Annotated in this window: 23 protein-coding genes and 1 tRNA gene; 15 read left to right on the top strand and 9 right to left on the bottom strand. The window is 68.5% G+C overall.

The annotated features are described in order from the left end of the window. Positions 1–143 precede the first annotated feature (143 nt). The 10 genes from LJ657_RS17085 (at position 144) to tyrS (ending at position 9,750) form a co-directional block, all read left to right on the top strand. The gene (locus LJ657_RS17085) at positions 144–341 is read left to right on the top strand and encodes a hypothetical protein (RefSeq protein ID WP_030588493.1); all 198 of its coding nucleotides are present in this window, start codon (positions 144–146) and stop codon (positions 339–341) included. A gap of 306 nt (positions 342–647) precedes the next feature. After that, positions 648–1,325: an HAD family hydrolase gene (locus LJ657_RS17080; RefSeq protein WP_232649464.1), complete on the top strand. Its 678-nt coding sequence runs from the start codon at positions 648–650 to the stop codon at positions 1,323–1,325. Next, complete coding sequence (locus LJ657_RS17075; RefSeq protein ID WP_308117048.1) at positions 1,310–2,323, top strand: zinc-dependent alcohol dehydrogenase; 1,014 nt, start codon at positions 1,310–1,312, stop codon at positions 2,321–2,323. The genes LJ657_RS17080 and LJ657_RS17075 overlap by 16 nt, the downstream gene beginning before the upstream one ends. A gap of 17 nt (positions 2,324–2,340) precedes the next feature. Next, positions 2,341–3,492 (top strand): hypothetical protein, encoded by a 1,152-nt coding sequence (locus tag LJ657_RS17070; RefSeq protein WP_232649463.1) that lies wholly within the window; start codon positions 2,341–2,343, stop codon positions 3,490–3,492. Continuing rightward, positions 3,486–4,382, top strand: a complete 897-nt coding sequence (locus LJ657_RS17065) for a radical SAM protein (RefSeq protein ID WP_232649462.1) — start codon at positions 3,486–3,488, stop codon at positions 4,380–4,382. The genes LJ657_RS17070 and LJ657_RS17065 overlap by 7 nt, the downstream gene beginning before the upstream one ends. Further along, positions 4,379–5,395 carry a nucleotidyl transferase family protein gene (locus LJ657_RS17060; protein ID WP_232649461.1) on the top strand — a complete coding sequence of 339 codons (1,017 nt, stop codon included), beginning with the start codon at positions 4,379–4,381 and terminating at the stop codon, positions 5,393–5,395. Before LJ657_RS17065 ends, LJ657_RS17060 begins: the two co-directional genes overlap by 4 nt. A gap of 93 nt (positions 5,396–5,488) precedes the next feature. Next, complete coding sequence (locus LJ657_RS17055) at positions 5,489–6,253, top strand: class I SAM-dependent methyltransferase (protein ID WP_232649460.1); 765 nt, start codon at positions 5,489–5,491, stop codon at positions 6,251–6,253. Positions 6,254–6,378: 125 nt separating this feature from the next. After that, positions 6,379–7,341 (top strand): hypothetical protein, encoded by a 963-nt coding sequence (locus LJ657_RS17050; protein WP_232649459.1) that lies wholly within the window; start codon positions 6,379–6,381, stop codon positions 7,339–7,341. Next, the gene (locus tag LJ657_RS17045; protein ID WP_232649458.1) at positions 7,338–8,249 is read left to right on the top strand and encodes a glycosyltransferase family 2 protein; all 912 of its coding nucleotides are present in this window, start codon (positions 7,338–7,340) and stop codon (positions 8,247–8,249) included. Before LJ657_RS17050 ends, LJ657_RS17045 begins: the two co-directional genes overlap by 4 nt. Before the next feature lie 97 nt (positions 8,250–8,346). Next, entirely contained in the window at positions 8,347–9,750 is a 1,404-nt protein-coding gene (tyrS, locus tag LJ657_RS17040) for a tyrosine--tRNA ligase (protein ID WP_232649457.1), read from the top strand. Positions 9,751–9,989: 239 nt separating this feature from the next. On the opposite strand, the gene LJ657_RS17035 is transcribed toward tyrS, so the two are convergent. From LJ657_RS17035 to LJ657_RS17025, 3 genes are all read right to left on the bottom strand, one after another. Then, complete coding sequence (locus LJ657_RS17035; protein WP_232649456.1) at positions 9,990–10,619, bottom strand: P-loop NTPase family protein; 630 nt, start codon at positions 10,617–10,619, stop codon at positions 9,990–9,992. Between the two features lie 383 nt (positions 10,620–11,002). Next, the gene (locus LJ657_RS17030) at positions 11,003–11,674 is read right to left on the bottom strand and encodes a hypothetical protein (RefSeq protein WP_232649455.1); all 672 of its coding nucleotides are present in this window, start codon (positions 11,672–11,674) and stop codon (positions 11,003–11,005) included. Positions 11,675–11,746: 72 nt separating this feature from the next. Then, complete coding sequence (locus LJ657_RS17025) at positions 11,747–12,208, bottom strand: hypothetical protein (RefSeq protein ID WP_232649454.1); 462 nt, start codon at positions 12,206–12,208, stop codon at positions 11,747–11,749. Positions 12,209–12,574: 366 nt separating this feature from the next. On the opposite strand from LJ657_RS17025, the gene LJ657_RS17020 reads away from it, so the two are divergent. From LJ657_RS17020 to LJ657_RS17010, 3 genes are all read left to right on the top strand, one after another. Beyond that, complete coding sequence (locus LJ657_RS17020) at positions 12,575–13,261, top strand: SPDY domain-containing protein (RefSeq protein WP_232649453.1); 687 nt, start codon at positions 12,575–12,577, stop codon at positions 13,259–13,261. Positions 13,262–13,376: 115 nt separating this feature from the next. After that, the gene (locus LJ657_RS17015; protein ID WP_308117047.1) at positions 13,377–13,826 is read left to right on the top strand and encodes a hypothetical protein; all 450 of its coding nucleotides are present in this window, start codon (positions 13,377–13,379) and stop codon (positions 13,824–13,826) included. A 103-nt stretch (positions 13,827–13,929) separates the two neighbouring features. Next, a complete protein-coding gene (locus LJ657_RS17010; protein WP_232649452.1) occupies positions 13,930–14,625 on the top strand; it encodes a hypothetical protein in 696 nt (231 codons plus the stop codon). A gap of 254 nt (positions 14,626–14,879) precedes the next feature. Here LJ657_RS17010 and LJ657_RS17005 read toward each other — a convergent pair whose 3' ends face one another. From LJ657_RS17005 to LJ657_RS16985, 5 genes are all read right to left on the bottom strand, one after another. After that, on the bottom strand, positions 14,880–16,616 hold the full coding sequence (locus LJ657_RS17005; protein ID WP_232649451.1) for a relaxase/mobilization nuclease domain-containing protein: 1,737 nt from the start codon (positions 16,614–16,616) through the stop codon (positions 14,880–14,882). After that, positions 16,613–17,266 (bottom strand): MobC family plasmid mobilization relaxosome protein, encoded by a 654-nt coding sequence (locus LJ657_RS17000; RefSeq protein WP_232649557.1) that lies wholly within the window; start codon positions 17,264–17,266, stop codon positions 16,613–16,615. The genes LJ657_RS17005 and LJ657_RS17000 overlap by 4 nt, the downstream gene beginning before the upstream one ends. A gap of 187 nt (positions 17,267–17,453) precedes the next feature. After that, complete coding sequence (locus LJ657_RS16995; protein WP_232649450.1) at positions 17,454–18,263, bottom strand: DUF2637 domain-containing protein; 810 nt, start codon at positions 18,261–18,263, stop codon at positions 17,454–17,456. A 449-nt stretch (positions 18,264–18,712) separates the two neighbouring features. Continuing rightward, complete coding sequence (locus LJ657_RS16990) at positions 18,713–19,996, bottom strand: DUF3631 domain-containing protein (protein WP_232649449.1); 1,284 nt, start codon at positions 19,994–19,996, stop codon at positions 18,713–18,715. Between the two features lie 227 nt (positions 19,997–20,223). After that, positions 20,224–20,454 (bottom strand): hypothetical protein, encoded by a 231-nt coding sequence (locus LJ657_RS16985; RefSeq protein ID WP_232649448.1) that lies wholly within the window; start codon positions 20,452–20,454, stop codon positions 20,224–20,226. A gap of 94 nt (positions 20,455–20,548) precedes the next feature. On the opposite strand from LJ657_RS16985, the gene LJ657_RS16980 reads away from it, so the two are divergent. Further along, a complete protein-coding gene (locus LJ657_RS16980) occupies positions 20,549–21,241 on the top strand; it encodes a transcriptional regulator (RefSeq protein WP_232649447.1) in 693 nt (230 codons plus the stop codon). After that, on the top strand, positions 21,238–22,842 hold the full coding sequence (locus LJ657_RS16975) for a tyrosine-type recombinase/integrase (protein ID WP_232649446.1): 1,605 nt from the start codon (positions 21,238–21,240) through the stop codon (positions 22,840–22,842). Before LJ657_RS16980 ends, LJ657_RS16975 begins: the two co-directional genes overlap by 4 nt. A 128-nt stretch (positions 22,843–22,970) precedes the next feature. Here LJ657_RS16975 and LJ657_RS16970 read toward each other — a convergent pair. After that, a tRNA-Thr gene (locus LJ657_RS16970) sits at positions 22,971–23,044 on the bottom strand. Between the last annotated feature and the right edge of the window lie 41 nt (positions 23,045–23,085).

The following is a 23,085-nucleotide window of genomic DNA, read 5'->3' as shown; positions in this document are numbered from 1 at the left end:
CATGAGCTGCTGATGAGCAGCTTCAGGAATGGCTTGTGATACTCCGCACAGCTCCGAGCCGCTGTCATGGTCACACCGACGCGGTCGTCCCAGTACCCGCCTCGGTCTCCAGTAATCGTCCGAGATCGGAAGGGGCTTCCGCAGTGGCTGTCGATGTTGCTGTCCTGCTGCTCCTCGGCATCGTGATCGTCTTCTTGTGCCGCGGAGGTGGGCTCAAGGCGGGTCACGCCGTTGTGTGCGCGGTTTTCGGTCTGTATCTCGCCGGGACCCACAGCGTCGGCCCGTTCGTGAAGGACGTCACGGCGTCGGTCGCCGGCTTGTTGTCGGGGCTGCGGCTATGAGCGCGCCGACGGCTTCACCGGGCCCTGGCGGCTCAGCGCGGCCTCGACCTGGTGGCAGTCAATTCCTCCTTCCTCGTCTGTCAGACGCCCGAGAAGGCGTCATCTGGCCGCAGCCCAGCCAGCCGGAGAGTTCGGTTCTGCACGAGATCACCGATCTACCGATGGAGCCTCACCATGCGCTATCCGCCGACGAGCACCTCCTTGTCGACGAGTCTGTCCGCGCCCGCCACACATCCAGTGGGCGACGTACTGCTTGGCCCTTCACCCCAGCGGAGTTCTGCTGCTCCGGCTCCACGCCCGACCGCAGTGATACTCGATCTATTCGGCACGCTCGTCGCAGCCCCGAGTGTGGTCGAGCGGAGGGCTGCCGCTGCCCAGTTCGCTGCGATCCTGCGCGTATCCCCGGCGGTCGCCGAGTCGGTGCTGTCCGACAGTTGGCAGGCGAGGCACGACGGGCAGATGGAGTCCACCACCGAGGTGGCGGTTCACCTCGTCGCCCGCTGCGATGCCTCTGCGGCCTGTGTGGATGAGCTGGAAGTGCTCCTGGCCCGGCTCGCCCATGTCCGTCTCCAGGCCGATGCCTCTCTCCTGCGGGCGCTGGAGCAGCTTCGGCGCGGTGGCGCCAGGCTGGCCGTCCTCAGCGACGCGTCCCCGGACATCGCCGAAGCGTGGAGCGCAAGCGACCTCGCGCCACACTTCGACGCTGTCGTGTTCAGCTGCCGGGCGGGTGCGGTGAAGCCCGACCGTCTGCTCTTCCGCACGGTCCTCCGAGACCTCGGTGTTGCCCCGCAGCAGGCCCTCTACTGCGGCGATGGCGGCGGTGACGAGCTTGCCGGCGCTGAGCGGGCCGGCATGCGTGCCGTGCGCGTGGAGCGTCGGGGCGGGCCGAGTGGCCTCGCGTTCGGCGAGACCGCTTGGTCCGGCAGGGCGATACCCGACGTGGAAGCTCTCCCCACCTTGCTGGACAGATGGGGGCAGCGATGACCGGCCCGTACGCGTGGGCAGTTGAGAACGGAGTCCTCTGCCGACTCCCCGCTCCGGTCTCCATGTCCTCGGCACCCGACACGACGCTCGTCGAGACACGCTTCACAGGATTGTGCGGAAGCGACGTCGCGAAGCTCAATCATCCTTGGCAAGGACGATTGCCGGAACCGTGGTACCCCGGGCACGAGATCGTCGGTGTCGACACGGAGACGGGTGACTGGGTCGCAATCGACCCGCTGGTCTCCTGCCGCTCGTGCCACTACTGCGACCGCGGCCATGTCCACCTCTGCCCACGACTCCAGCGCATCGGGTGGGATCTTCCCGGAGGTCTCGCCGGTTGCGTGCGGGCGCCCCGCGACAGCATCGTCCCGCTTCGCCACCTGCGCGATCCCGCGCACGGAGCCCTCGCCGATCCGATGGCGGTGGCCCTGCACGGAGTCCGCTGCGGGCTACGAGTGCCCATGGGGCGGCTCGGCATCATCGGGGGCGGCGTCCTTGCGGTGTGCACGGCCATCTGCGCGGCAGAGGCGGGGTGGGACGTGCACATGCTGGTCAGGGAGCCCTCACGGTCGCATCAACTGCGCTACGTCCTCGACCGGCACATCATTCTCCACTCTGCCGAGCTGCCGGCGTGCGACGCCGTCGTGGACGCCGCGTCTGGTCACAGCGACGCCCCCATACGCCAGGCGCTGAAGGCTGTTCGTGACGGGGGAACGGTTCTCGTCCAGAACGCCTACGCGCCCCGCGTCGTTCTCTCGGTCCCCCTGCGGGATGTCTTCCGTCGCTCGATCACCCTGCGCGGCTCCTTCTCGTACTGCCGCGCGGACGGCCATGACGACTTCCGAGACGCCATCGACGTGATCGCCAAGGGCGGCGACTGGGCCGCCCTCATGACCCGAGACCGATTTCCCCTCGGCGAACTGCCGCAGGGACTGGCGGCCCTGAACAACGAAGCCCGCCATCGCCCCTTCAAGGTCCTGCTCACATCCGACACGTGACGGAAGGAGCCCACGCCATGGCGGTCACAACGCCATTGCTGGCCCACAAGATCAACTCACCTGCCGACATTCCCCCCCAGGACGTCCACGACGGGATCACGCGCATCCTCGCCTTACCGGAGGGCCACACGCGCGACGTGATGCTGGGGAGCGTCCTGACGGGACTGCTCCTGCGGGGGCCACGGCTGGAGGAGGTCGAGGCCGCTGTCCAGGCCGCGACAGCCCTGGACCGAAGCGGCTGGGACTTCCATCAGCCGCCGGAAGGCATGCGGTTCGTCGGCTACACAGGCAGTGGGAAGAAGACGTTCAAGACGATCAACCTCAGTACCGCCGCCGCGCTGGTGGCGGCCACAGGGGGAGCACACGTCGCGAAGCTCGGATCGCGCAGTGCGTCGTCGAAGACCGGGTCCCGCGACTTCGTCGACCTCGTGGGCGCGACGAGCGACATGGTGCCGCACCAGGAGATGGTCGACATCACGGCGCAGACCGGCTTCGGGTTCTTCTCCATCGAGAACCGCGTGCCCGAGTTCGACCGTCGCTACGGCGGCAGGTTCCAGGCCGTGCATGCCCTCAGCCTGGCGTTCCCCGCCCTCCTCAGCCCGGTCACCTGTTCCGCCTACGTGTACGGCCTTTCGCACCCTGCGGTCGGCGCTTCCGCCCGGCTGCTCTCCAGACTCGGCCTGCCCGACGTGACGGTCATCAACTCCAGCCTCGGCAAGGCGGTCCAGGTCGACGAACTGATCCCCGGAAGCACCGTGCGAGCCTGCCGCATCAACGCCGGCGACGAGGACCTGACCTTCAACGACGAGGTGCGCAAGGGCGCGTCCTCGATGCCGCAGGACCTGATGTCCGTCACCCAGCACGAGGACCCTCGGGAGAACGTCGCCGCGGCGATACGCGTACTGGCAGGCCATGACACCAGTCAGGCGCGGAACGCGGTCGCCCTCAACGCGGCTTTGCTCATGGTGATGTCCGAGGCGGTGCCCACCGTCCAATCCGGCATCGACACGGCACTCACGATCATCGACGCCGGCGCGGGTCTGGACACGTTGCAGCAGTTCGTACGCCTCACCGGCGGTGCCCCGGACAAGCTCCGCTCGCTCCTGCGGCCCGTCTCCCCGACAGCCCTCCTGGTCAGCCCTGGCAACAAGGAGAAGGCCCCATGCTGACGCACGACGAACTCGCGATCGTTCACCTGGTCCTCAACACCGACTGCAACGCCTGGGACCTGGCCCCGACCAGCGCCTCACCGGGTGTGTGCCGGTTCTGCTACCGGGAGCGCAACCGGGTCAAGACAGACCCGGACACCGTCCGGAGGGTCATCGACCAGGTCCGCACCGAGTCCGAAGCCCACCGGGTCGTGTTCACCGGCGGCGACCCCGTGATGCCCTACGACAACCACCTGGAGGTCGCCCTCCGGCACGCACGGGAAGCCGGCTTCGAAACCAATCTGCACACCAACGGGCTGCTCCTGAGCGACCGTTACGCGGGGATGCGCGACCACGTGACCCTCTACTCCCTGGCCATCGACGGTCCGGAGGCGGACTCGGCCGACTGGTTCCGCGGGCAGGGCTACTTCGAACGGTTCCGGTCCAACGTCGAGTTCCTCGTCGCCGACCGGCGCCGACTCGCCTTCAACACGTTCACCACGGCCGCGTCCGTGCGGGAGCTGCCGCGGCTCGCGGAGTTCGTCACGGGCATCGCTGACCGCACGGAGGTCGAGTACTGGCTGATCTCCCAGTACAGGCCCATCGGCCGTGCCAGCGCGGGCAAGGCGGAGCTCTACGGCTTCGAGCGGGATGACTTCGTCCGGGCCGTGGACGGGGTGCGCGACGCCGTCGCCCCGGTGGAGATCTTCGCCCAGCCCACACGGGCGCCCGAGGACCCGTACCCGTTCCGCGTCTGGGTCCTCGCCGACGGAACGGTCACCGCAGACCTTGGCAGCGTGGCCGCGCCCCGCAACGCCGTGATCGGGGACCTGCTGGCCGACGGCTTCGAGCCGCTGGTCCGCCGGGCCTTCGCCCTACGAGAGCAGCCTCAGTTGGAGGGGATCGCATGAAGTTCGACACCGCGTACTACGAGAGCGTCATCGACCAGCACCAGTACGAGCACCTTGGCCTCGGCACCATCGACTTCGCCCTCGCAGGGATGAGCCCCGGCGACCTGCACACGAAGTGGGTGTGCCACACCGGTGCGCGGGAGTTCGCGGACGCCGTCTCTGAAGGTCGGCCGGCGATCGTCACCACTGGCGTCGGGCTCGGCGGCCCGCCGCACGCCGGCACCCTCTTCCAGCTGCTGCGCGCGGTCAAGCTCCAGCAGTGCGGGCTCGACGTGCAGATCGTGCTCGGCGACCTCGACTCCTACAACGCGCGTCGCACGCCGCTGGACGCGGTACGCCGCCTGGCCGACCAGTACGAGGAGTTCGCGCTTGGGCTCGGCTTCGACCCGGGGCGCGGTGTACTGCGTCGGCAGGAGGGCGAGACCGATGTCATGGCCACCGCGTTCCTGCTCTCGCGCCATCTGGACGACGACGACTTCCAGTGGGCCGAGGAGGACCTCGCCGGGCTCTACCGCAACCACGGCGTCTTCGACCACCTCAACTACGGCATGAAGCAGGCCACGTTGCTGATGGCTGCTGACTTCGTGCACCTGCTGCGCGAAGGCCGGCACGTGCTGGTGTCCCTGGGCGTCGACGAGCACAAGTACGTCGCCCTCGCCCGGCGCGGGGCGGAACGCTGGGGTCTGCCCGCAGACCGGCTGGCCGGCATCTACACCAAGATGATCCCGGGCCTCGGGGGCCTGCCGAAGATGAGCAAGAGCATCCCCGGCTCCGGAATCGACGGCTCCATGCCCGCCGAGGACATCAGGGCCCTGCTGGCGGCGGACACCGACTCGGCACCCCCCGACGACGGGTCGGCCCTGCTCCAGATGTACGCGTGTCTGCCCGAGGTCGGCCAGGCGGAGTACGACCGCGCCTCCGCCGCGCGGCGCGCCGGAGACCGGGAGTGGCGTGTGATCCGCGAGGAGCTCGTCGAACGACTGATCACGCTGTTCTCCCACTGGCCGAAGTAACCGGCCCCCTCCGGGGGAGCGCTGAACCCGCGGCCGAAGCAGGCCGTGCGCCCTCTGCTGCACCACACACCCGAGCAAGCAAGGAGACTGATTGTGCACGCGGATACCACGACCACCACACAGCCCCTGACCGGCCCCGATGCCCCGCAGCTGCTGGCCCTCTCCGAGTCCTCGCAGCCGATAGGCGGCCCCGAGACCTTCTTCATTCGCCGCGGCTATCGCAGCCGGAGCGAGGTCGAGTACTTCCTTGACGAGACGGACGACACCGTCACCTGGCAGCCCGACGTGTACCCCTACGCCGCCGAACGGGCCAAGGAGCTCGGCCGTGACGTCGTGATCGACATCGGCTGCGGGCAGGCGGGCAAGCTGGCCTCGCTCGCCGCCGAGCACCCCGACTGGACCTTCGTCGGCGTGGACTTCGGGGACAACCTGCGCTGGTGCCACGACAACCACCCCTTCGGACAGTGGATGGAGGCGGACCTCGAATCGGCAGAGCGGCTGCCGCTCGACCCGGACCTCGTTCGCCGGTCGGTGGTGATCTGCTCCGACGTGATCGAGCACCTGGTGGACCCGGCCCCGGCCCTGTCCCTCATCCTGGCCCTGCTACAGGAGGGCAGCGCCGCTGCCGTCCTGTCCACGCCGGCCCGTGAGTGCCGCAGCGGCTACGACACCCCTGGACCGCCGCGCAACCCCAGCCATGTTCGGGAGTGGGCAAGCGACGAGTTCCAGGCGCTGCTGCGGGCGTCCGGATTCGAGATCCGCTACGCGGGCCTCACCCGAAGCGACGACGCCTCCAACGGTCTGTCCACCCAGCTGCTCCTCGTCGGTGTGGGAGGGACGGAGGTGGGAGAGCAGTGACGGCGGTTCCCCGGTCCCGGGGCCTGCGTGTCGTTCACCTGCCGGCTCGTACCCCGTACGCGTGGAAGCTCCAGAGCCCTGACTTCCACATCCTGAACGGGACAGAGATTCCCACGGGCGAGACTGTGCCAGAGACGGTCAGCGCCGCATGGCTCCTCGAACACGGCCCTCTCACGTGGCTCGACGTCCTGCACCTGCACCACATCGACTTCGAGGACATCGCCACCCTGGAGCGCCTGCTCGACGCGTGCCTGGGCTACGGGGTCAACGTGGTCTTCACCGCCCATGACACCCGGCCCATGGTCGGCAACGCCGAAGGCTTCGTGGAGCGGCTGCGGCTGCTCCGATCTGCCGAGGTCAGCTGGGTCTGTCTCACTGAGGGATCCGTCACGAAGCTGACGGAGGTCCTCGGTGAGCGGGTCACTGCAACGGTCATTCCCCACGGATACGTCGCTGCCCCGGAGTCGCTGGCTGACCTGGAGCGCGAGGCGAGGGGCCCGGGGGCCAGGTACCTCACGTTCGGTGCCTCCCGGGCCAGCCGGGACCAGTTGTCCACCATGGCCAACTGGAGCCTGGGGATCACGGATCCCCACAGCACGCTCCACGTCCTCCTGCGCGCGTTCAGCCCTGCGGACTTCGCTGACGCCGGCCGTGCCCCGCTGCTCCTGGAGACGGCCCGGCACGATCCCCGTATCCGCCTCACCATGCGCCCGTATCCCACGGACGACGAAGTGGTCAGAGCCGGGCTGGCTTCGGACTCCCTGCTGCTGCCGTACCTCTGGGGGAGTCACTCCGGGCAGCTGGAACTGGCCTTCGACCTGAACCTGCTTCCGGTCTGCTCCCTCACAGGGCACTTGCCCGAGCAGTACGAGCGGCACAAGGGGCTCGTCGAGGAACCCGAATGGTTCGATTGGTCGCAGGGGCATCCCAACCTCTTCGGAGAGAAGTTCCTGACCGCGCTGGAGAAAGCGGCAGCACGGCTCGGCTCCAGGCCCCGCCGGCTCGACCGCGAGTTCCTCGACTACAGGACCCAGGAACACAGGACGATCCTGGACGACTACGCCCGCCTGTACGGGGGTGACCGGTGAACGCCACTCCGCGTATTTCGTGCGTGATTCTGTGCCACAACTACGGCCGATATCTCGACCAGGCCATAACAAGCTGTCTAGAACAGGAGCCCGGAAACTTCATCCTTCACGAAATCATCGTCATCGACGACGGATCCAACGACGAAACTGAGGAGGTATGCCGTCGTCACGAAAAGAACGTCAAGGTCATCCGGAGGAGCCAGCAGGGTTTCGGCCAAACCCTGACCGACGCCTTTCTCCTCAGCACAGGCGACTGGGTGGCTCCGCTCGACGCCGATGACTGGTTCCACCCATCGAAGCTCCGTAGATGCGCCGAGGCGATGACGGGTGAAACGCTGTTCATCGAGCACTGGGAGAACGTCGTCGACTCCAACGGAAACCCCAAGCTGAAAGACCCGCACCCGGGCGGAAACACGAGCACGTTGGTGGTCCATCGCGAGGCTGCTCTCAGCCTCCTGCCGGTGAGCAACGAGATCTTCTTCCACGCGCTGCGCGAGGCCGGCCGCGGTGCCGTCCTCCAGGACCCGTTGACCTTCTATCGGGTCCACTCGCACAGCATGACCGACCGAAGTACGCCCGGCCTGTCGCAGGATTATCGGGCCGAGGTGTGTCTGGGGCTCTCGGATCGGCTCCGCATGATGTACGGGAACCCTCCCACCTGGGCGACCTCTCGCCAGCTCAAGAGGATCTCCCAGCATTTCCGCGTACTCGCTTCCGGGCACAGAGTGGAATCCGCCCTGCAGCGAAAGAAGCACGTCCCCGCCATGATCTTCCTTCCGGGGATGCTCATCGCCACGCTCCGAGCCCGAGACCCAATAGCCCCGTGGCTCCGCTCCCTCTCCAGCGCGACCGGGGGCCGGCCGCTGGTACAGCTCTCGACGACCCAGGGAGAGCGGGCTGAATCGTGATCATTTCGGTGATGCGACGGGGGCGACGATGATAAAATCGCCGCTTCCAATCCCTACTGGTCAGGCCAGTTGTCCGACCCAGGAGCGTATAAGCGCCATGAGCCGTTTGAGCGAGTCTGTCACCCGTGTCATGCACATCCTCGATGGAGCGGACCTGGGCGCGGACTATACGGCCGCGCAGCTGCTCAGCGAGACAACAGCACGGCGCTCCCTGGACCTCTCCGACCTCTCCCCCGAGGAGCAGGCCGCACTGGTCGAGGGGCGTGCGAACCACCTGATCCCCTCGGCCGCGGTACTCGCCGAGAAGATCGAAGCCGCGCAGGCCGCCGGACGCCCGTTCGTCGTCAAGTACGGCATCGACCCGACCTCGCCCGACGTCCACCTGGGCCACGCGGTACCGATCATCATCGCCAGCCGGTTCCAGCGGATGGGCCACCACGTCGTCTTCATCATTGGTGACGTGACGGCCAAGATCGGTGACCCGTCGGGACGGTCCTCGGATCGACCGCCCCTCACCGACGAGGACATCGCCCGCAACCTGAGCGGCTACCAGCAGCAGGTCACGCCGTTCATCGACTTCGAGCGTGCCGACCTGCGCTTCAACGGCGAGTGGCTGAACAAGGTCACCCTGCCGGAGCTCGTCGGCGTTCTTGCCCGGGTGCCGGTCTCCATGTCCCTCCAGCGCGAGGACTTCCGCACCCGGCTGGCCGACGGCCATGGGCTGTCCGTCGCCGAGTTCGTCTACTCCGTCGTCATGGCCTGGGACTCGGTGGCCATCGACGCCGATGTCGAACTCGGCGGTGTGGACCAGCTGTTGAACCTCCAGATGTGCCGCAAGGTCATGGAGATCTCGGAGCAGGACCCCGAGGTCGTCATCACCACCCCACTCATCGAAGGCACCGACGGCACGGGCACCAAGATGAGCAAGAGCAAGGGCAACTACGTGGGCCTGACGGCGTCGCCTGATGACGTCTACGGCCGGCTGATGTCCATCCCCGACCACCTGACCGAGCCGTACCTCCAGTTGCTCACCGAGTGGACGGACGACGAGATCCGCGTGGTCACCAAGCGTCTGGAGGAGGGGACCGCGCACCCTATGGCGATCAAGCGCATCCTCGCCGGCGAGGTGGTGGCCGCCCTCCACGGCCTGGACGCTGCTGCCGCCGCTCGCGCGGAGTTCACGGCGCGCTTCTCCAAGCGCTCTTTCGCGGACACCCAGAACCTTCCCGTCATCTCCCTGAAGGACCACGCCGAGGACTCGCTCGGGGCGCTGATCAGCCGCACTCTGGACTTCGCTCCCAGCATCTCCGCGGTGCGCCGCGTGGCTCAGCAGAAGGGCCTCCGTCTGATCCTTGAGGCGGACGGAGAGCAGGCACCTACGCCGCTCACCGAGGCGTCCGTGCAGCAGACGCTCGGTGAGGTCGTGAGCGAGGTAGGGGCACTCGAAGGTGCCGAGCTGTACCTCAAGGTCGGCCGTAAGGTCGCCCGCATCGACGTCTGAGGTCAGGCGCGGCGCCGACTCACCATCGTGAGTCGGCGCCGTTCTGCTTGCGCTCGATGCGACCCGCCAGCCGCGCGATCAGGCCACGGGGCAGGGGTTCTGACTCACCTCGCTGCCAGCGCCAGTTCGGAAGCGAACCCCAGAGCTGGGTCTGTACACGGCTGAGAACGGATAGCACCCTCATCGGCGTCGGCCCCGAGCGAGATCATCGGTGCCATGCTTGGGCCGCTCGAAACGGATCATGAAGCCCAACCGTGGCTCAGGGGAAGCTGGCCGGCCTGGTGCGCGTCGCGCTGCTCGGTGATCCACTGCGCGACCTGGTCTATGGATTTCGTGACTGGTTGGTCGGTGGTGTCGATCCGTTGAGTGCACCATCGGGGGTCATCAGCTTGCCAGCTCGTCCAACGGTGCCAGGCCATCTCGGGCCAGCTGTTGTCGATGATGACGTCGGGCCGGTATTGGAGGTCGAGGGCGTGCTTCCGGTGCCATGCGGCCCAGCCGAGGAAGGCGTCGACTGCCGGAGCATCCCACCGGCCGGGGTCTCGCTCGGCGAGTCGAGTACACCGGACCTCGTCGGCGACATCAACCAGGCACATGGCGATGCCGTCCAGTAGTGGCGCGGAGGGCACGGCGAGGACTTCACCCAAGGGCGACTGCCCGCTGAGCAGAAGGTCAATGCCGCGATCCTGGTACTCCAGCGCGCGTCGCACCCACATCTCGGTCATCCGATGACGCCAGTGCAGATCGGCGCCCTCCGGCACCCCGAGCTCATCGGAGTCGTGCACGACGATCTGCCGGAGCCTGCCGGCCGCAGCGTTGGCGAGCGTCGTCTTGCCCGAGCAACTGGACCCGGTGAGCTTGAACAGCATCGCCCCAGAGTGCCAGTGCCTCAGCGCCTCTCTCGACCCGTTTCTTCGCGCTACTGAACTTGATTGGGCAATGTCGGGTAATCGCCTGACAGTCGAGGGGGGTCCCGTGAGGCCGCCCCTGTGATGGACCTGTGCCGCGCCTCCTGCTCGGTGTGCCAGCAGGGGCCCATACTGGTGAGCTCGCGTATTCAACTGTCGCCAGTTCCCCGAGGAGCCCAGCCCACTGGAGACCGTGTGTGATCTCCGGCGGCGTATCGACTCCGGGTGAGCTGCTTGTGCTGGTCCGGGGGCGGTGGCGTTCAGCGGCGCTCGGCGAGGACCTGCCGCCGAGGTCCTCCGGCGCCGCCGGGGCCGCTTGAGCCTCGACCTCGGGCAGCCGTGATTCAGCGGTACTGCTCCGGAATTTCCATCTCGTCTGAACCATCGGAGATGTACTCCACCCCCGGGTTCGCGACCTCGGCAACGACGATCCAGGGTCTGTGCCCCTCCACTTCGCAGACCGCGTGCAGGCGCAGTTTCGCCTCCCAGTACCCGTCCACCCAGTCTCCCGGGTCTTGGAACCAGCTCGGCGGCTCGGAGTTATCCATCTGCCGGTGCACGAAGTTGCCGCGCTCCAGGCTCCGGATAATGCTCTGGCGGCCGGGCGCGGCAACCCCGTCGGCCCTGGGGCTGAATCGGGCAGGCCCCCAGATCACCGACGGCAGCTCCGTACGCATAGCTTCGTCGTAATGCGGTCTGGCTGAGTGATCCCGTCCGGCCTCGTCGCGCACCGTGAGGGTGATCGTGTCGAGGTGATCCAGACCGACGGGGCCGGCGAGTGTGGTGGTGAGCCTCAGGCGGTTGGATCCCACGCGGATCAGGCTGAAGGTCAGCTCAGGAGTCAGCTCGCGGTGCCAGCGGTCGCGTTCGATCTGCGCCACCTCTCGCGCAGTGTCAGCCGAGTCTGCGGCGGCCGCCGCCGCTTTGCGGGTCGTCCAGTACGCCATGACCGCGGAGACCACCACCCCGACCGCGGCAACAATGGCACCGAACCCCGTCCAGTCGTCAGTGTTCATGGCGCCGGACCGTAGCAGCGGCGGCGGCCGGAGAACTACTGGGACCCCAGCAGAGGCGCGACGGACAGCGGGTCAGCTGGTTCCTGCCGCCTCCGCCGTGAGGCGGGACCGCTTCTCGGCACGGGGTTCGGCTTTCCAGCCGGGCAGGAACGCCGACAGACCTGGGTCGCTTTCGATCTTCTGTTGAGTGGACCGCATGCCTTCGTCGATGAGCGCGTCCCACTTCTCCGTGGCGAACTCGACGCGGCAGGGCAAGTCCTTGATGATCTTCTCGTCCAGGGTCAGGTAGTTCGACGCACGCCCCCTGGCGCCACGGGCCGCAGGCACGTACGCGTCGTCGCCGGCTTGGTCGGGAAGCAGGGAGATGAGGACCGCGTCCCCGTCCTCTGCGATCCTTCGGGCCGCCTTGTTGGCTGCCGAGATTTCTGCCTTGGAAGGATCCCGTTCCAGCATCTCGATCAGAGTGCTGCGAATGCTCACCGTCTTCCGGCTGGCCAGCGCAGTCTGCAGGGCCTGGCGGAAGGTCTGCGTCATCGATGTCATAGCGGCGATTGTTGCGAATGGCTGCCCCAAGGCCGCGCGCTTGAGGACGGCGCTCGGTGCGTGTTCCCCCGTACGGCAGACGCACGGGGCGTGGTCCCAGCGCGCTCACCCCTCACAAGTAGATTCGCTGCCACAAAGGCCGAAACCGCTGGGTTCACTGTCAGACGCGGCGATCGAATGGCCTAGGGAAAGCAAGTTCGCCGGGGGCAGACAGGAAAGATCTCGCAAGGGCTGGTGTGCTGCTGCAAACCATGCCAACGTACAACCTCCAGACGAAACCTTCCCCCTGATCCCACGGAGGCGCCCCTGCACCCGCACCACCCCAGCGAACCCTCCGATCCCGACTCGCCGGACCCGGTGTACTGGGTCACCCCGCGCCATCTGGCGGGTGACGACGGGGCCCTCGCCGAACGGATCGGCGGCACCCTGGCTGGCCTCGGCTGGCGCATGTGGCCTACCTCCCGTCACACCCTGCTGTACGTCAGCCCAGATGAGCTGCGCGGCGCCGAATGGATCCTCGCGGCCTACCCGTTCGAACTGGGCGGTCTCCCGGTTGCCTGGCAGTTGAGCGCCCGCCCGGATGCCACCTCCGTGGTGCCGGCGTGGAACGCGTACTTCACGGCCGGCGTCCCGTACGAGGCGATCACCGATCTCCTTGTGGCGATCGACGCCCGCGAGGCGCCCGACCTCGGCTCCGGGGGGTCGGAGACGGTCCTCAACACCCTGAGTGCCCGAGGCTGGATCCGCGATGTGGACCGCCCCCGCACCACCGCCACGGACCCCGGCTTCTCCTGCAACGTCTCCTTGGAGATGCTGCCGCCGCTCATCCAGGACGCCGACCCGCGCCCCGACCTGGCGGGCTGGCAGGCATGGGCGGAACCCATCGTCAGCGCCCCCTATTTGTGGTGTGCCAGCTTCAGCACCAGCGTCCCCCATGAGCTGGTGGCGGCGTTCGTCGCCTCGCTCGCCTCACCGGCTCCGGTGCCCCGCCGAACCGTACCTGCGAGCGCCGAAGGGCGGCTCACCGTGGTCCGCCGCAGCTAACGGCGCCCGCCCAGAGGAGCCGCTCTTGTAAGCGGCTCGTCGCCAATCTCCCGAGTGGTAGCAGGTCAGACGAGGCGTGCCCCGCGCCCGACAGATGACAGAGAAGGAGAGAGCCTTGTTCTTGTTCCGACGCGCTCGCGAGGACCGCGCGTTCCGTGAAGCCCAACAGGCGGGCCAAGCGCTGCTCCTGCGGCTGCAGGCCACGCAGCCGTGGCCCAACTTCCCCGAGCCGACCCCGCAGGCCCCCGCCGCAGGGGAAGCGGTTGTGCCCGACTTCCTGCCGCCGGAGCTGCGGGTGCCGGCGCGCCAGGAGGTGGCCGGAGTGATGATGCGCTGGCTGCAGCCGCTCGTCGTCGACGGCGAGGTCCGTACATGCCCCGAGTGCGGCATGTACCGGGACTGGATCGTCTTCTGCATGCGCGACGACTCCATATGGCTGCGCTGCCGGGCCGGCCACGAGACGAAGGAGCCCGGCCTGGATGCGGTCTGGTTCAACCGCAACTCCGGTCCCGTCGACCGGTTCCACCCCACCCTCGAAGAGGGCGTGCGCCACCTCGGCCATTGACCTCCCGAAACCCCCGCTCCCCTTCGTACTGCCGGCGCCCGGAGGGCCGGCCTGGTCAGACCGTCCATTTCGCAGGCCACAACAGGCCACAAAGGGGTTTCCTATGCGCCTTCACGCCACGACCGTCCGCGGCCTCAGCGCCCTCGCCATCTTCGCCCTGGCGGGCTGTTCCCAAGGCAGCGCCGCCTCCTCCGGCCCGATGTCCTCCCCGACCGTCCCGGTGCACCCGGACGGCGAGAGTGCATTGGCGCTCGCTCCGTTGTCTTCGACTGCGCTGGCGAAGCTGCTCTTGGACGAGAGCGACCTCGGCGGGGACTACACCCGCATTCCGCAGCGCGCGGCGGCCCACGACGACGTGACCGTGAGCTGCCCGGCGCTGGAGAAGCTCGGCGGCGACGCCGCGACCGGCACAAGCCTCGCCTTCCCCCGCAAGGCGAAGGCGTCCTTCACCTACGCTGGTGGCGGCAACTCCGAGCTGGCCGAGGAGTTGTACAGCGACACCGCGGCGAAGTTGTCCAAGGGCATTGGGGAGATCTTCGATGCGATGGTCTCCTGCCCCACGTACCAGGTGGTGTCGGGCAGCACCGTCGTCACCGTGGGCACGCAGGTGACGCCCGCCCCTGACCTGGGCGACGAGCAGTGGAGCCAGCTGCTCACCTACTCGATCGGTGGGCAGCGCAGCGTTGTCAAGCAGACGGCGATCCGGATCGGCAACGTCCTTGTGCTCGTCTCGGGGGCGCCGGGACTTGTGGATGCCAACCTGGAGAGGGCGCTCGACAAGGCCGAGGCAGCCTTGTGACCTCCCTGTCGGCGTCGTTAGGCGCCGGCGCGCATGACTTTGTCGCCGTGTTCGCCGATTCCCTCAGTCCAGTGCGCTGGTGCTGTGCCGGGTGCTGTCGGAGAGCACATTCGACCGGCTCCTGGACGCTCCAGCAGTTCCAGGGCCTCCCACACGGTGAAGCCGGGCCTCCCAGTTGGGGGAGCCCGGCTTCGTGCTGCGGTGCCTTGTTCTGGCGTCTCCCCGCGCGTCACCGCCCGCAGCTGAGATCGTGATCAGCGCCGCCGTGCCTGTGACGGCTGCGGGGCGGGGGCGGCTGCTGCCGTGTGTTCTGGAGTTTCGGGGCGCCGTGCTGCGCTGTCGGCCCAGGCTGGGCTGTCGGCCCGTGCTGGGCTGTGGGCTTGTGCTGCGCGGGCTTGTGTGCTGGATGCCGGCCTTTTGCTGAGGCGTTGGATGCGCCAGGTCAGGACTCGTGCGGGGCGGCGGGCGTCGTTCAGGGCGCGCTGGTCGGCGACTTGCTGGAGGAGCTGTTCCGGGTCGTGTCCGGCTGCTTCTGCCTCGGCGAGGGCGGTGGTGAGAGCCGCGAAAGCGGGGTCTTCGATGATCTGCTCGGCGTGCTCGGGCACGGCCTGGCGTAGGCGGCGGATCTGCCGTTCCACGGTCTGCTGGGGTGGCTGGCGCTGCGCGAGGGCGGCCAGGGGTGCGGCTGCGGCTTGGTCGTAGGCGGCCTGGAGGTGGAGCAGTGTCTGCTGGGCGGCGGCGACCTGCTGGTCGTGGTGACGGAGCTGGTGCCAGCGGGCAGCGGCAACGACCACGAGGATTGCGGCGTCGAGGAACACGGCCAGGGCGGCGCCGTCCTTGGGGGCGGGCTCGCGGAGCATGGCGCGTACGGCGCCGCGCAGGGCGCGGGCGTGGTGGTGTTCGGCCCGGATGCGAGAGCGGGTGGCACGCTCGAACGCGGTCGCTGCCTCTCGGAGTTGGGGGCGCAGGGTCTGGGGTGCGAGGAGGGGGAGGGCGTCGAGGGCTTCGCCGAAGGCGGCGAGGTGGGCCTGGGAGGCTTCGTCGTCCGTCTGGTCGAGGTGGTGGGGGATGCGTTCGGCGGCGGCGGTGGCCTGGTGGAAGGGGTTGGGCCTGCGCTGGCCTGGCTGGTCGGCGGACTGTGGGTCGATGTTCTCCAGGCGCTTTTGGATCTTGGGGAAGGAGAGGTCCGGGGCGAGTTCGGAGCCGGAGAACCAGACGGGCTCGTGGTCGGCGGTGGTGGTGTCTTCGCTGGCGACCTTGTAGCCGCGCACGTCACCCGAGGGGAAGTGGACGACCTCGACGAGCACGCCGTCGAGGTGGTTGAGCAGGTGGACGAACTCCTCCACGCTGGTGGCGGCGGCCACGGCGGTGCGCACGGTGGCGCGCAGCCGTTCGCGGGCGGGCTTCTCCTGGCCGGCGCGGCGGGCCTTCTCCTGCTCGGCACGGGTGGTCCGCTTTGCAGCGGTGCGGTCACCACGGACGACTTGGAGCAGGCCGTATTCCTTCTCGATGGCGGCGAGTTCACGGTCGGCGGTGTGGTAGTCGTTCCAGTGGCGTGCTGTGCGCAGGTCCGCCCGGACCTTGGTGGCGGCGATGTGGATGTGGTCGGGGGCGTGGCGGACGGCGACCCAGCGGCATCCGTCCGAATCGCCTTGCGGTGCTATGCCGGTGGCCGCCACAACGCGGCGGGCGATGTCGGCCCACTCCTCGTCGCTGAGGATGCGGTCACTCTCGGCGGCGCGGATCGAGCAGTGCCACACGTGCTGCTCGGGCGCGCGGCCCAGCCGCCGGGCCTGCTTGACGTGCAGGTCCAGGTCGGCCACGAGGAGCCTCCTGGTGGCGTCGAAGTCGTCGGCGCGGCCGGGGTCGGGGGCGAAGCCGTCCCAGGAGGCGACCAGATGGGGGTCGGTGTGGTCCTTGGCCTTCTTCGTGTCGAACAGATACCGAATCAATCCGGCGGTCTCCTTGCCGCTGCGGATCTTCGCGATCACCAGGCCGCCTTCTTGGCGACGGCCTGGTTCGCGGCTGTGGCGATGTGGCGGACGGTGGTGCCGACCGCGGTCAGGGTGTGTTCGCCCTGGGCCAGGACGACGGTGTCCACAGGTTGTGGATGGCCGCCGGAGTTGAGCTTCTTGGCGATCTGGTTGATGTTGTGGCCGATCTTGGCGACCTCGCGGCGCAGGGCGGTCAGCTCGTCGATGTAGTCGTCGAGCGGGGTGCGCTGGCCGGGCAGGGCGAGGTCGCCCTGGACGTGGGCCATGACGACGGCGCCGACGTAGTGGGCGCCGGCGATGTTCAGCGACCGCGCTATGGCGAGGATCTCGGTTTTCTCGTCGACGCTGTAGCGGGCGTCGACACGCTGCTTGCGCTGGCCGTTCGGGTCAGGCTTGCGACGTCGGGCGACACGGTGCAGCGCGGCGGCTTCGGCGGCGCGCGGCAGCTGGGCGGCGACGGTGTCGGCGGACTGCTCCTCCTCGGGTGCCCCCTGGCGCCCGAGGTCCTCCGCCACCCCCGGGGCGGAGGATTCCCCGTTGCGGCCGTCCTTGGACGGTCCAGCGGGATACCTTGCTGGCGCGCTGGTGGCTGGGGTGGTGGTCATCTGCTGCTGGTGCGATGGGGGTTCGTGGTGCTGGTTGTGCATGAGGTTGTTCTCCATGGGGTGTTGATGGCTGGTCAGTGACCGGTCGGCCTCGTCCCATACCTGTCAGGGCGAGGACGGGTGGAGCGGCGGTGTCGGGTTGACTCGTTGCGGTGCGGTCGCTCGTCCCCGCGGATTTGCGCGGGGACGAGCGATGCGAGTTGCGCCGGAGCGATGGGAGCGCGGGGGCTCAGGGAGCGCCAGCGGGGGTCATGCCGAGGTCGTCCTGCCGCTGAGAGGTGGCCTCATCGAGTTCGGCTTGCAGGACGTCCTTGAGCTTTTCCGCGTCGGCCCTGCCGATCGGGAGGCCCTTGCCGCGGATCGTCGCTTCGATGTGGCGGCGCGAGGCACGGTCTCCGCGTCCCAGTGGCGCGGTGCGGGCAATCGCGAGGTACTCGTCGGACACAGCGCTGGGCTTCTGGTCTTCCGGCTCGGCGGAAGACTGCGGGGTTTCCGTCACAGTGGCGGCGCCCTGCGCCACCTCGGCAGCACCCCGAGCCACGTCGGCCTGACCGTCCGCCACGTCGAGACCGGCTGGCTGCGGGAGACCGTTGTGGCGTTCGGTGGCGTCGGGTGGGTCTGCGACGAGCTGGTGGATCTGCCGCATCAGGACGCCGAAGGCCAGCAGCGCGGCGGTCGGGGGAACCGCGGCGACCACGTAGTCGAGGAGAGGCACGGCGCCGGCGTTGCCTGTGCCGTTGACCCCGGCCACGTTGAGGGCGATGGAACCGATCGATCCGGTGGCGGTGAGGGCGATGGCCCAGCCGTCGGCGATGCGGCGCAGACCCGCGCGGAGCATGAGGAGTTCACCCGCGACGATGAAGGCGTCCAGGGTCGCGGGCCAGGCCCACTGGCGGACGGGGGAGTTCTTGAGGCCGTGCTGTCCGGCGACCTCGGCGAGGTGCGCGTACGACAGCCAGAATCCGCCGGCGGTGAGCGCCACGATGACAACGCCCGCCGCGACGAGCGCGTACCGCTCAGCAGCCTGCTTGCTCGTCATCGGCCGTCCTTCGCCAGGGCGATGGTCCCGGTGGGTGGGTGTGGAGAGGGTGGTCAAGCGGGGTTCTCCTGGGGTGGTGGCGTGGTCCGTCTTTGCCGTCTTGGCCGTTGCAAGCGCAGGTCAGGACCGGTACGGCAGAAGGGTCGATGTTCCGTCCTGGCGGCGTCGGAGCGTCCTGGGGGCACACACGGGCGGCGGGTGCTGCGGTTCGGTGGCCGCGGACGGTTCGCATCCGTCTTGCCGTCCCGGCCGCATGTGCTGTGACCTGCGGTGATACGGCGGGGACGTCCGGGACGGCACAAGACGGATGTGGGCGGCGTCCCGGCGGGCAGCAACGCCGGTCATGATCGCGTTGCCGTCCTGACCCCGGTTGCCGTCTTGCCTGCATGCCGTTTGACCTGCGGGATTACGGCAGGGACGGCAAGGACGGCAACCGGGGACTGGGAGGCTCAGCCCTCGCTGCGCGCGGGGCCGGTGTCGACCGGGTGGACGGTCGGGCAGTAGCGCCGCCATGCGTCGAGGAACTTGTTGCGTGTGTAGCCCTTGCGCTGGGTTCCGTCGGCAAGGCGGACGTTGCCGGGCCTGATGTCGAAGGCGCGCAGCAGCGAGCCGAGCTCACGCGGGCCCAGTCCCTTGCGACCCCACTCCGCCCACGGGCCTTCCAGGTCCTGGCGCAGGTGGTGCAGGAGTTCGTCCGTGGAGAGGCTGTCGACCTCGCGCTGGGCTACGAAGACCCGGCGGATATCGGCCAGGATCCGCGCTGAGCTGGGGTGGTCCTCCTCGGCCTCCGCTTCGGCCCTGACCATCTGCGCGCACGCCGCGCGGGCGAGGCGTGGCCAGGGCCCGGCGGCCAGGTCGGCGACGATCACCAGGGGTTCCCAGGTATCGGCGGCTCGGTCCTCCACCGGCATTACCGGTTCCATGTCGGCGGCCTCGTCCAGCAGCGGCCGTGTCCATGCGGCGATGCGGTCGCGCAGGTCGTGCAGGGCCGGGGTGTCACGGCGGGAGCGGAAGGGCTTGACGCTCTCGCCCTCGGCCCGGCGGCGCATCCGGATCACCACCGACCGGTCCATGATCGTGTCGGGCAGGTCGCCGATCCCGGCCAGGGCGGCCATGGCGAAGGTGGCGAACCGGTGCGGGATGTGGTCGTTGCCTACGACGCGGGTGACGTACCGGTTGCGCTGGTGGCCGGCGTTGAGCAGACCACGCATCTCCTCGTTCTTCTCCGCCTGCTTCGGCGTGCCGAAGATGGTGTCGGCCTCGTCCACCAGCAGGGTGGGCGGTTCGTCGGTGATGGAGCGGAAGATCGCCGCGGGCGTGGTGTTGATGGTGAGCATCGGCTCGTGGACCGTCTCGGTGAGCACGTCCAGGAGCCGTGACTTGCCGCACCGCTTCGCCGGCCCGACCACCGCCAGGCGCGGTGCGTGCTGCCACGCGGGCTGCAGGTGCGTCGCCGCCACCCACAGCGTGACCGCGTGTAGCGCCTGCTGGGAGGGCAGGATCACGAACTGGGCTACCTGGGACCGCAGTTCGTTCAGCAGCTCGGAGCCGTACGTCGGCTCCGCGTCCGGCACCGCCTCCTCGGCGGGCTGATTTACCGCAACCGTATCCGGCGCCCCGCCGTCGGCCGCCGGGGCGGCTTCGGGCGCGTGCCCGGGCCGGCCGGGCACCGCGACCGTCGGCCATACCGCTTTGCCGGGTGCGGAATAGGGCTCGGGTGTCGTAGGTTGCACAGGGCAGCTCCTTTTCCGGTGACGTCGGGCATGCAGGCCCGACTCACGCAGGTCGTTCGTTGGTATGCGGGCAGTGGAGTGTGCGGAGCCTCCGGCGTTGGCGCGCCGGGGGCTTTCTCGCTTCCCTGACCGGGGCGAGGGAACACGGACAGTACGTCCACGCCCCGACACAGTCCAGCGTTTCTGTGTCAGCTCAGCGCAGAAGCGTCTGCTATGAGCTCGGGTCGTCATGCGGCCAGGCCGAGCAGGTTCAACAGGTCGGCGGTCACGACGCGGTACGCCTTGCCCAGCCGCAGGACCTTGCACGGGTACTGACCGCGCTTGGCCAGCTCGTAGCCCTTGCTCCGCCCCAGGCCCAGCGCCCGGTTGCCGGTGTCCAGGTCAACAGCAGCGGGAAGCTCCAGTAGCTCCTCTCGGCTCATACCCTTCGCCCGGCCGGCGGGTTCGTTCTCACGCATACGCACTCCATCCATGACTGAGCCCTCGGCGAACACGACGATCGCGCTCGTCTCCAGGTCATGGAATCAACGCTAGGCAAGTTAATGTGTCTTCATGACACAACGCCGTTCCGACCATGGATACGAGGAAGACACCGAGGCCGACGACCTCGAATGGGAGGACCACGTCATGGCCACCGTGGCCGGCGAGGTCCGCAGACGACGGAGGGAACTGCGGTGGAGCGCACAGGATCTCGCCGACAGGTGCGAGGAGATCGGCTACCCGATCCCGCGCAACGTGATCGCCAACATGGAGTCCGGCCGCCGCGCTGTCCTCCCCCTGGTCGAGGTCATGGTCCTCGCGAAGGCCCTGCGCATGTCCCCGATCAGCCTGATCTACCCCGTCGGCTACGTCGACGACATCCGCCAACTCCCCTACCAAGACCCGCAACCGGCCTGGGACGCCCTGCAATGGTTCACCGGCAACTCTCCGGCCGAAGACGCCACCGATCACATGCTCGACCACTTCCTCGCCCATGACCTCGAACTCCGCTCGGCCCTGGCCGCCGTGGAGAGCGAGGACTACGAACGCTGGAAGGTAAAGACCGCCCCCAACCGCGTCCAACGGGAAGCAGCCGAGCGCGCCTTGGCCCGGTACGCCGACCAGGCCGCCAACGCCAAGCACGAACTACGCCGCCACCGCGACGCCATCCGCGAAGCCGACGGCACCCCACCCCACCTGCCCTCGCCGCTCGCCGACGTCGACCCGCCACCCGATACCGACCCCACCGAGGAGAACGACCTTTGAAGGGTTCCACCCACCGCCGCTGCTACTGCCGCGACCCCCACACCGGCAAGCCGCTCGGCAAGCAGTGCCCGAAGCTCTCCAGCCGCAAGCACGGCTCGTACTCCATACGCCAGGAGCTCCCGCCCCGCGAAGACGGCACCCGCCGCTCCTTCAGCCGCGCCGGCTACGAGAGCCTCAAGGCCGCCCAGGCCGACCTCGACCACATACGCGCCCTGCTCGGCCTCGCCGACACCGACGACCCCGAGGGCATGACGCTGATCGCCGCCATGCTGGAGGAGGTCGGCGACGAGAAGTCGCCACTGCCGGATGTCGAGGAGACCCGCCGGCGCCTGAAGTCCGGTCAGGACCTGATCGGCCGCCTGACCGTCGGCGAGTGGCTCGACCGGTGGCTCGACGGCAAGCGCATCCGCAAGTCGGGACTCAGCCGCTACGAGACCGATATCCGGTTCCACTTGAAGCCTCGGATCGGCCACCACCGTCTCGACCGGCTGCGCGTGAGCCATCTCAGCGACATGTTCACGGCCATCTCCGACGCCAATGCCGAGATCCTGGAGCAGAACGCCCAGCGCCGGGCCGCGGTCGAGGAGTTGGCCACCGTGCCGTGGAAGGGCCTGGACAACCGCGCCCGCCGCAAGGTGATGAAGACGGCGATCGACGCCATGCCGCCGTTCCGGCGTGTGACCGGCCCGGCTACCCGGCTGCGTATCAAGGCCACGCTGCGGTCTGCGTTGAACGACGCGATCGGCCAGCAGATCCTCACCTTCAACCCGGCCGCCCACGTCGAGCTCGACCCCGTTCGCAAGCCGAAGGCCCTGGTGTGGACCGACGCGCGGGTCGCCAGGTGGGAGCAGACGGGCGAGAAGCCCTCCCCCGTCATGGTCTGGACACCCGAACAGACCGGCGCGTTCCTCGACTTCCTCGCGGAGGACCGGCTGTACGCGATGTGGCACCTGATTGCCTTCCGCGGCCTGCGGCGGGGCGAGGCATGCGCGCAGCCCTGGTCGGAGACCAACCTTGATGACCACTCCCTGACCGTCTCCGCCCAGCTCGTCCAGGACGGGTGGGAGGTCGAGACCTCCGAACCCAAGACGGACAGCGGCTTCCGAGTGGTCGCGCTCGACGACGACACCGTCAACGTCCTGAAGCGGCATCGCGAACAGCAGGATGCGGACCGCGAGGAATGGGAATCAGCCTGGGTCGAGACCGGCATGGTCTTCACCCAGGAAGACGGCTCCTGGCTCCACCCCGGGAAGATGACCGACCTCTTCGAGCGCCTCGTCGCCGCCTCCGGGCTCCCACCGATTCGGCTCCATGACCTCCGGCACGGCGCGGCCACGCTCATGCTCGCCGCCGGCATCGACGTGAAGATCGTGTCGGACACGCTCGGGCACAGCGACACCCGGATCACGCGGGACATTTACCAGAGCGTCCTGCCGCAGGTCGGCAAGAACGCCGCCGAGGCCACCGCCAAGCTGGTCCCGCTTCAGCGGAAGACCGAGGCGGAGGAGGCCGCCCGCAAGGCCGCCAAGAAGGCCAAGGACAAGGCGAAAGCCGAGGCCAGGGCCAAGAGGAAAAGCAAGCGGAAGAAGCCCAAGAAGTAGGGCACCGGACCGCTCCGCTCACGCATCGCTCACGCAAGCCATCTCGCGGCATCCCGGCCGTGTGACGCGTCATGCCCCGAGCAACACAAAAGGCCAGGTCACGGGCTATGTGACCTGGCCTTTGCCGGAGCCGCCTTCGGGATTCGAACCCGAGACCTACGCATTACGAGTGCGTTGCTCTGGCCATCTGAGCTAAGGCGGCGCGCCGTCCGCACTATGGTGCGATCAGCAACGTCGGTAAGT

This window comes from Streptomyces guryensis (assembly GCF_021261325.1).
GTDB lineage: Bacteria > Actinomycetota > Actinomycetes > Streptomycetales > Streptomycetaceae > Streptomyces > Streptomyces guryensis.
The sequence above is the reverse complement of the archived record's forward strand: the minus strand, read 5'-3'. Positions and strand labels throughout refer to the sequence as shown.

Bases quoted from the DNA above. Each gene is read 5' to 3' on its own strand.
- LJ657_RS17000 (WP_232649557.1), bottom strand. From the start codon at position 17,266: ATGCACAACCAGCACCACGAACCCCCATCGCACCAGCAGCAGATGACC.
- LJ657_RS16995 (WP_232649450.1), bottom strand. From the start codon at position 18,263: ATGACGAGCAAGCAGGCTGCTGAGCGGTACGCGCTCGTCGCGGCGGGC.
- LJ657_RS17065 (WP_232649462.1), top strand. From the start codon at position 3,486: ATGCTGACGCACGACGAACTCGCGATCGTTCACCTGGTCCTCAACACC.
- LJ657_RS17010 (WP_232649452.1), top strand. From the start codon at position 13,930: ATGCGCCTTCACGCCACGACCGTCCGCGGCCTCAGCGCCCTCGCCATC.
- LJ657_RS17025 (WP_232649454.1), bottom strand. From the start codon at position 12,208: ATGACGCAGACCTTCCGCCAGGCCCTGCAGACTGCGCTGGCCAGCCGG.
- tyrS (WP_232649457.1), top strand. From the start codon at position 8,347: ATGAGCCGTTTGAGCGAGTCTGTCACCCGTGTCATGCACATCCTCGAT.
- LJ657_RS17030 (WP_232649455.1), bottom strand. From the start codon at position 11,674: ATGAACACTGACGACTGGACGGGGTTCGGTGCCATTGTTGCCGCGGTC.
- LJ657_RS17075 (WP_308117048.1), top strand. From the start codon at position 1,310: ATGGGGGCAGCGATGACCGGCCCGTACGCGTGGGCAGTTGAGAACGGA.
- LJ657_RS16980 (WP_232649447.1), top strand. From the start codon at position 20,549: ATGACACAACGCCGTTCCGACCATGGATACGAGGAAGACACCGAGGCC.
- LJ657_RS16985 (WP_232649448.1), bottom strand. From the start codon at position 20,454: ATGCGTGAGAACGAACCCGCCGGCCGGGCGAAGGGTATGAGCCGAGAG.
- LJ657_RS17035 (WP_232649456.1), bottom strand. From the start codon at position 10,619: ATGCTGTTCAAGCTCACCGGGTCCAGTTGCTCGGGCAAGACGACGCTC.
- LJ657_RS17060 (WP_232649461.1), top strand. From the start codon at position 4,379: ATGAAGTTCGACACCGCGTACTACGAGAGCGTCATCGACCAGCACCAG.
- LJ657_RS17070 (WP_232649463.1), top strand. From the start codon at position 2,341: ATGGCGGTCACAACGCCATTGCTGGCCCACAAGATCAACTCACCTGCC.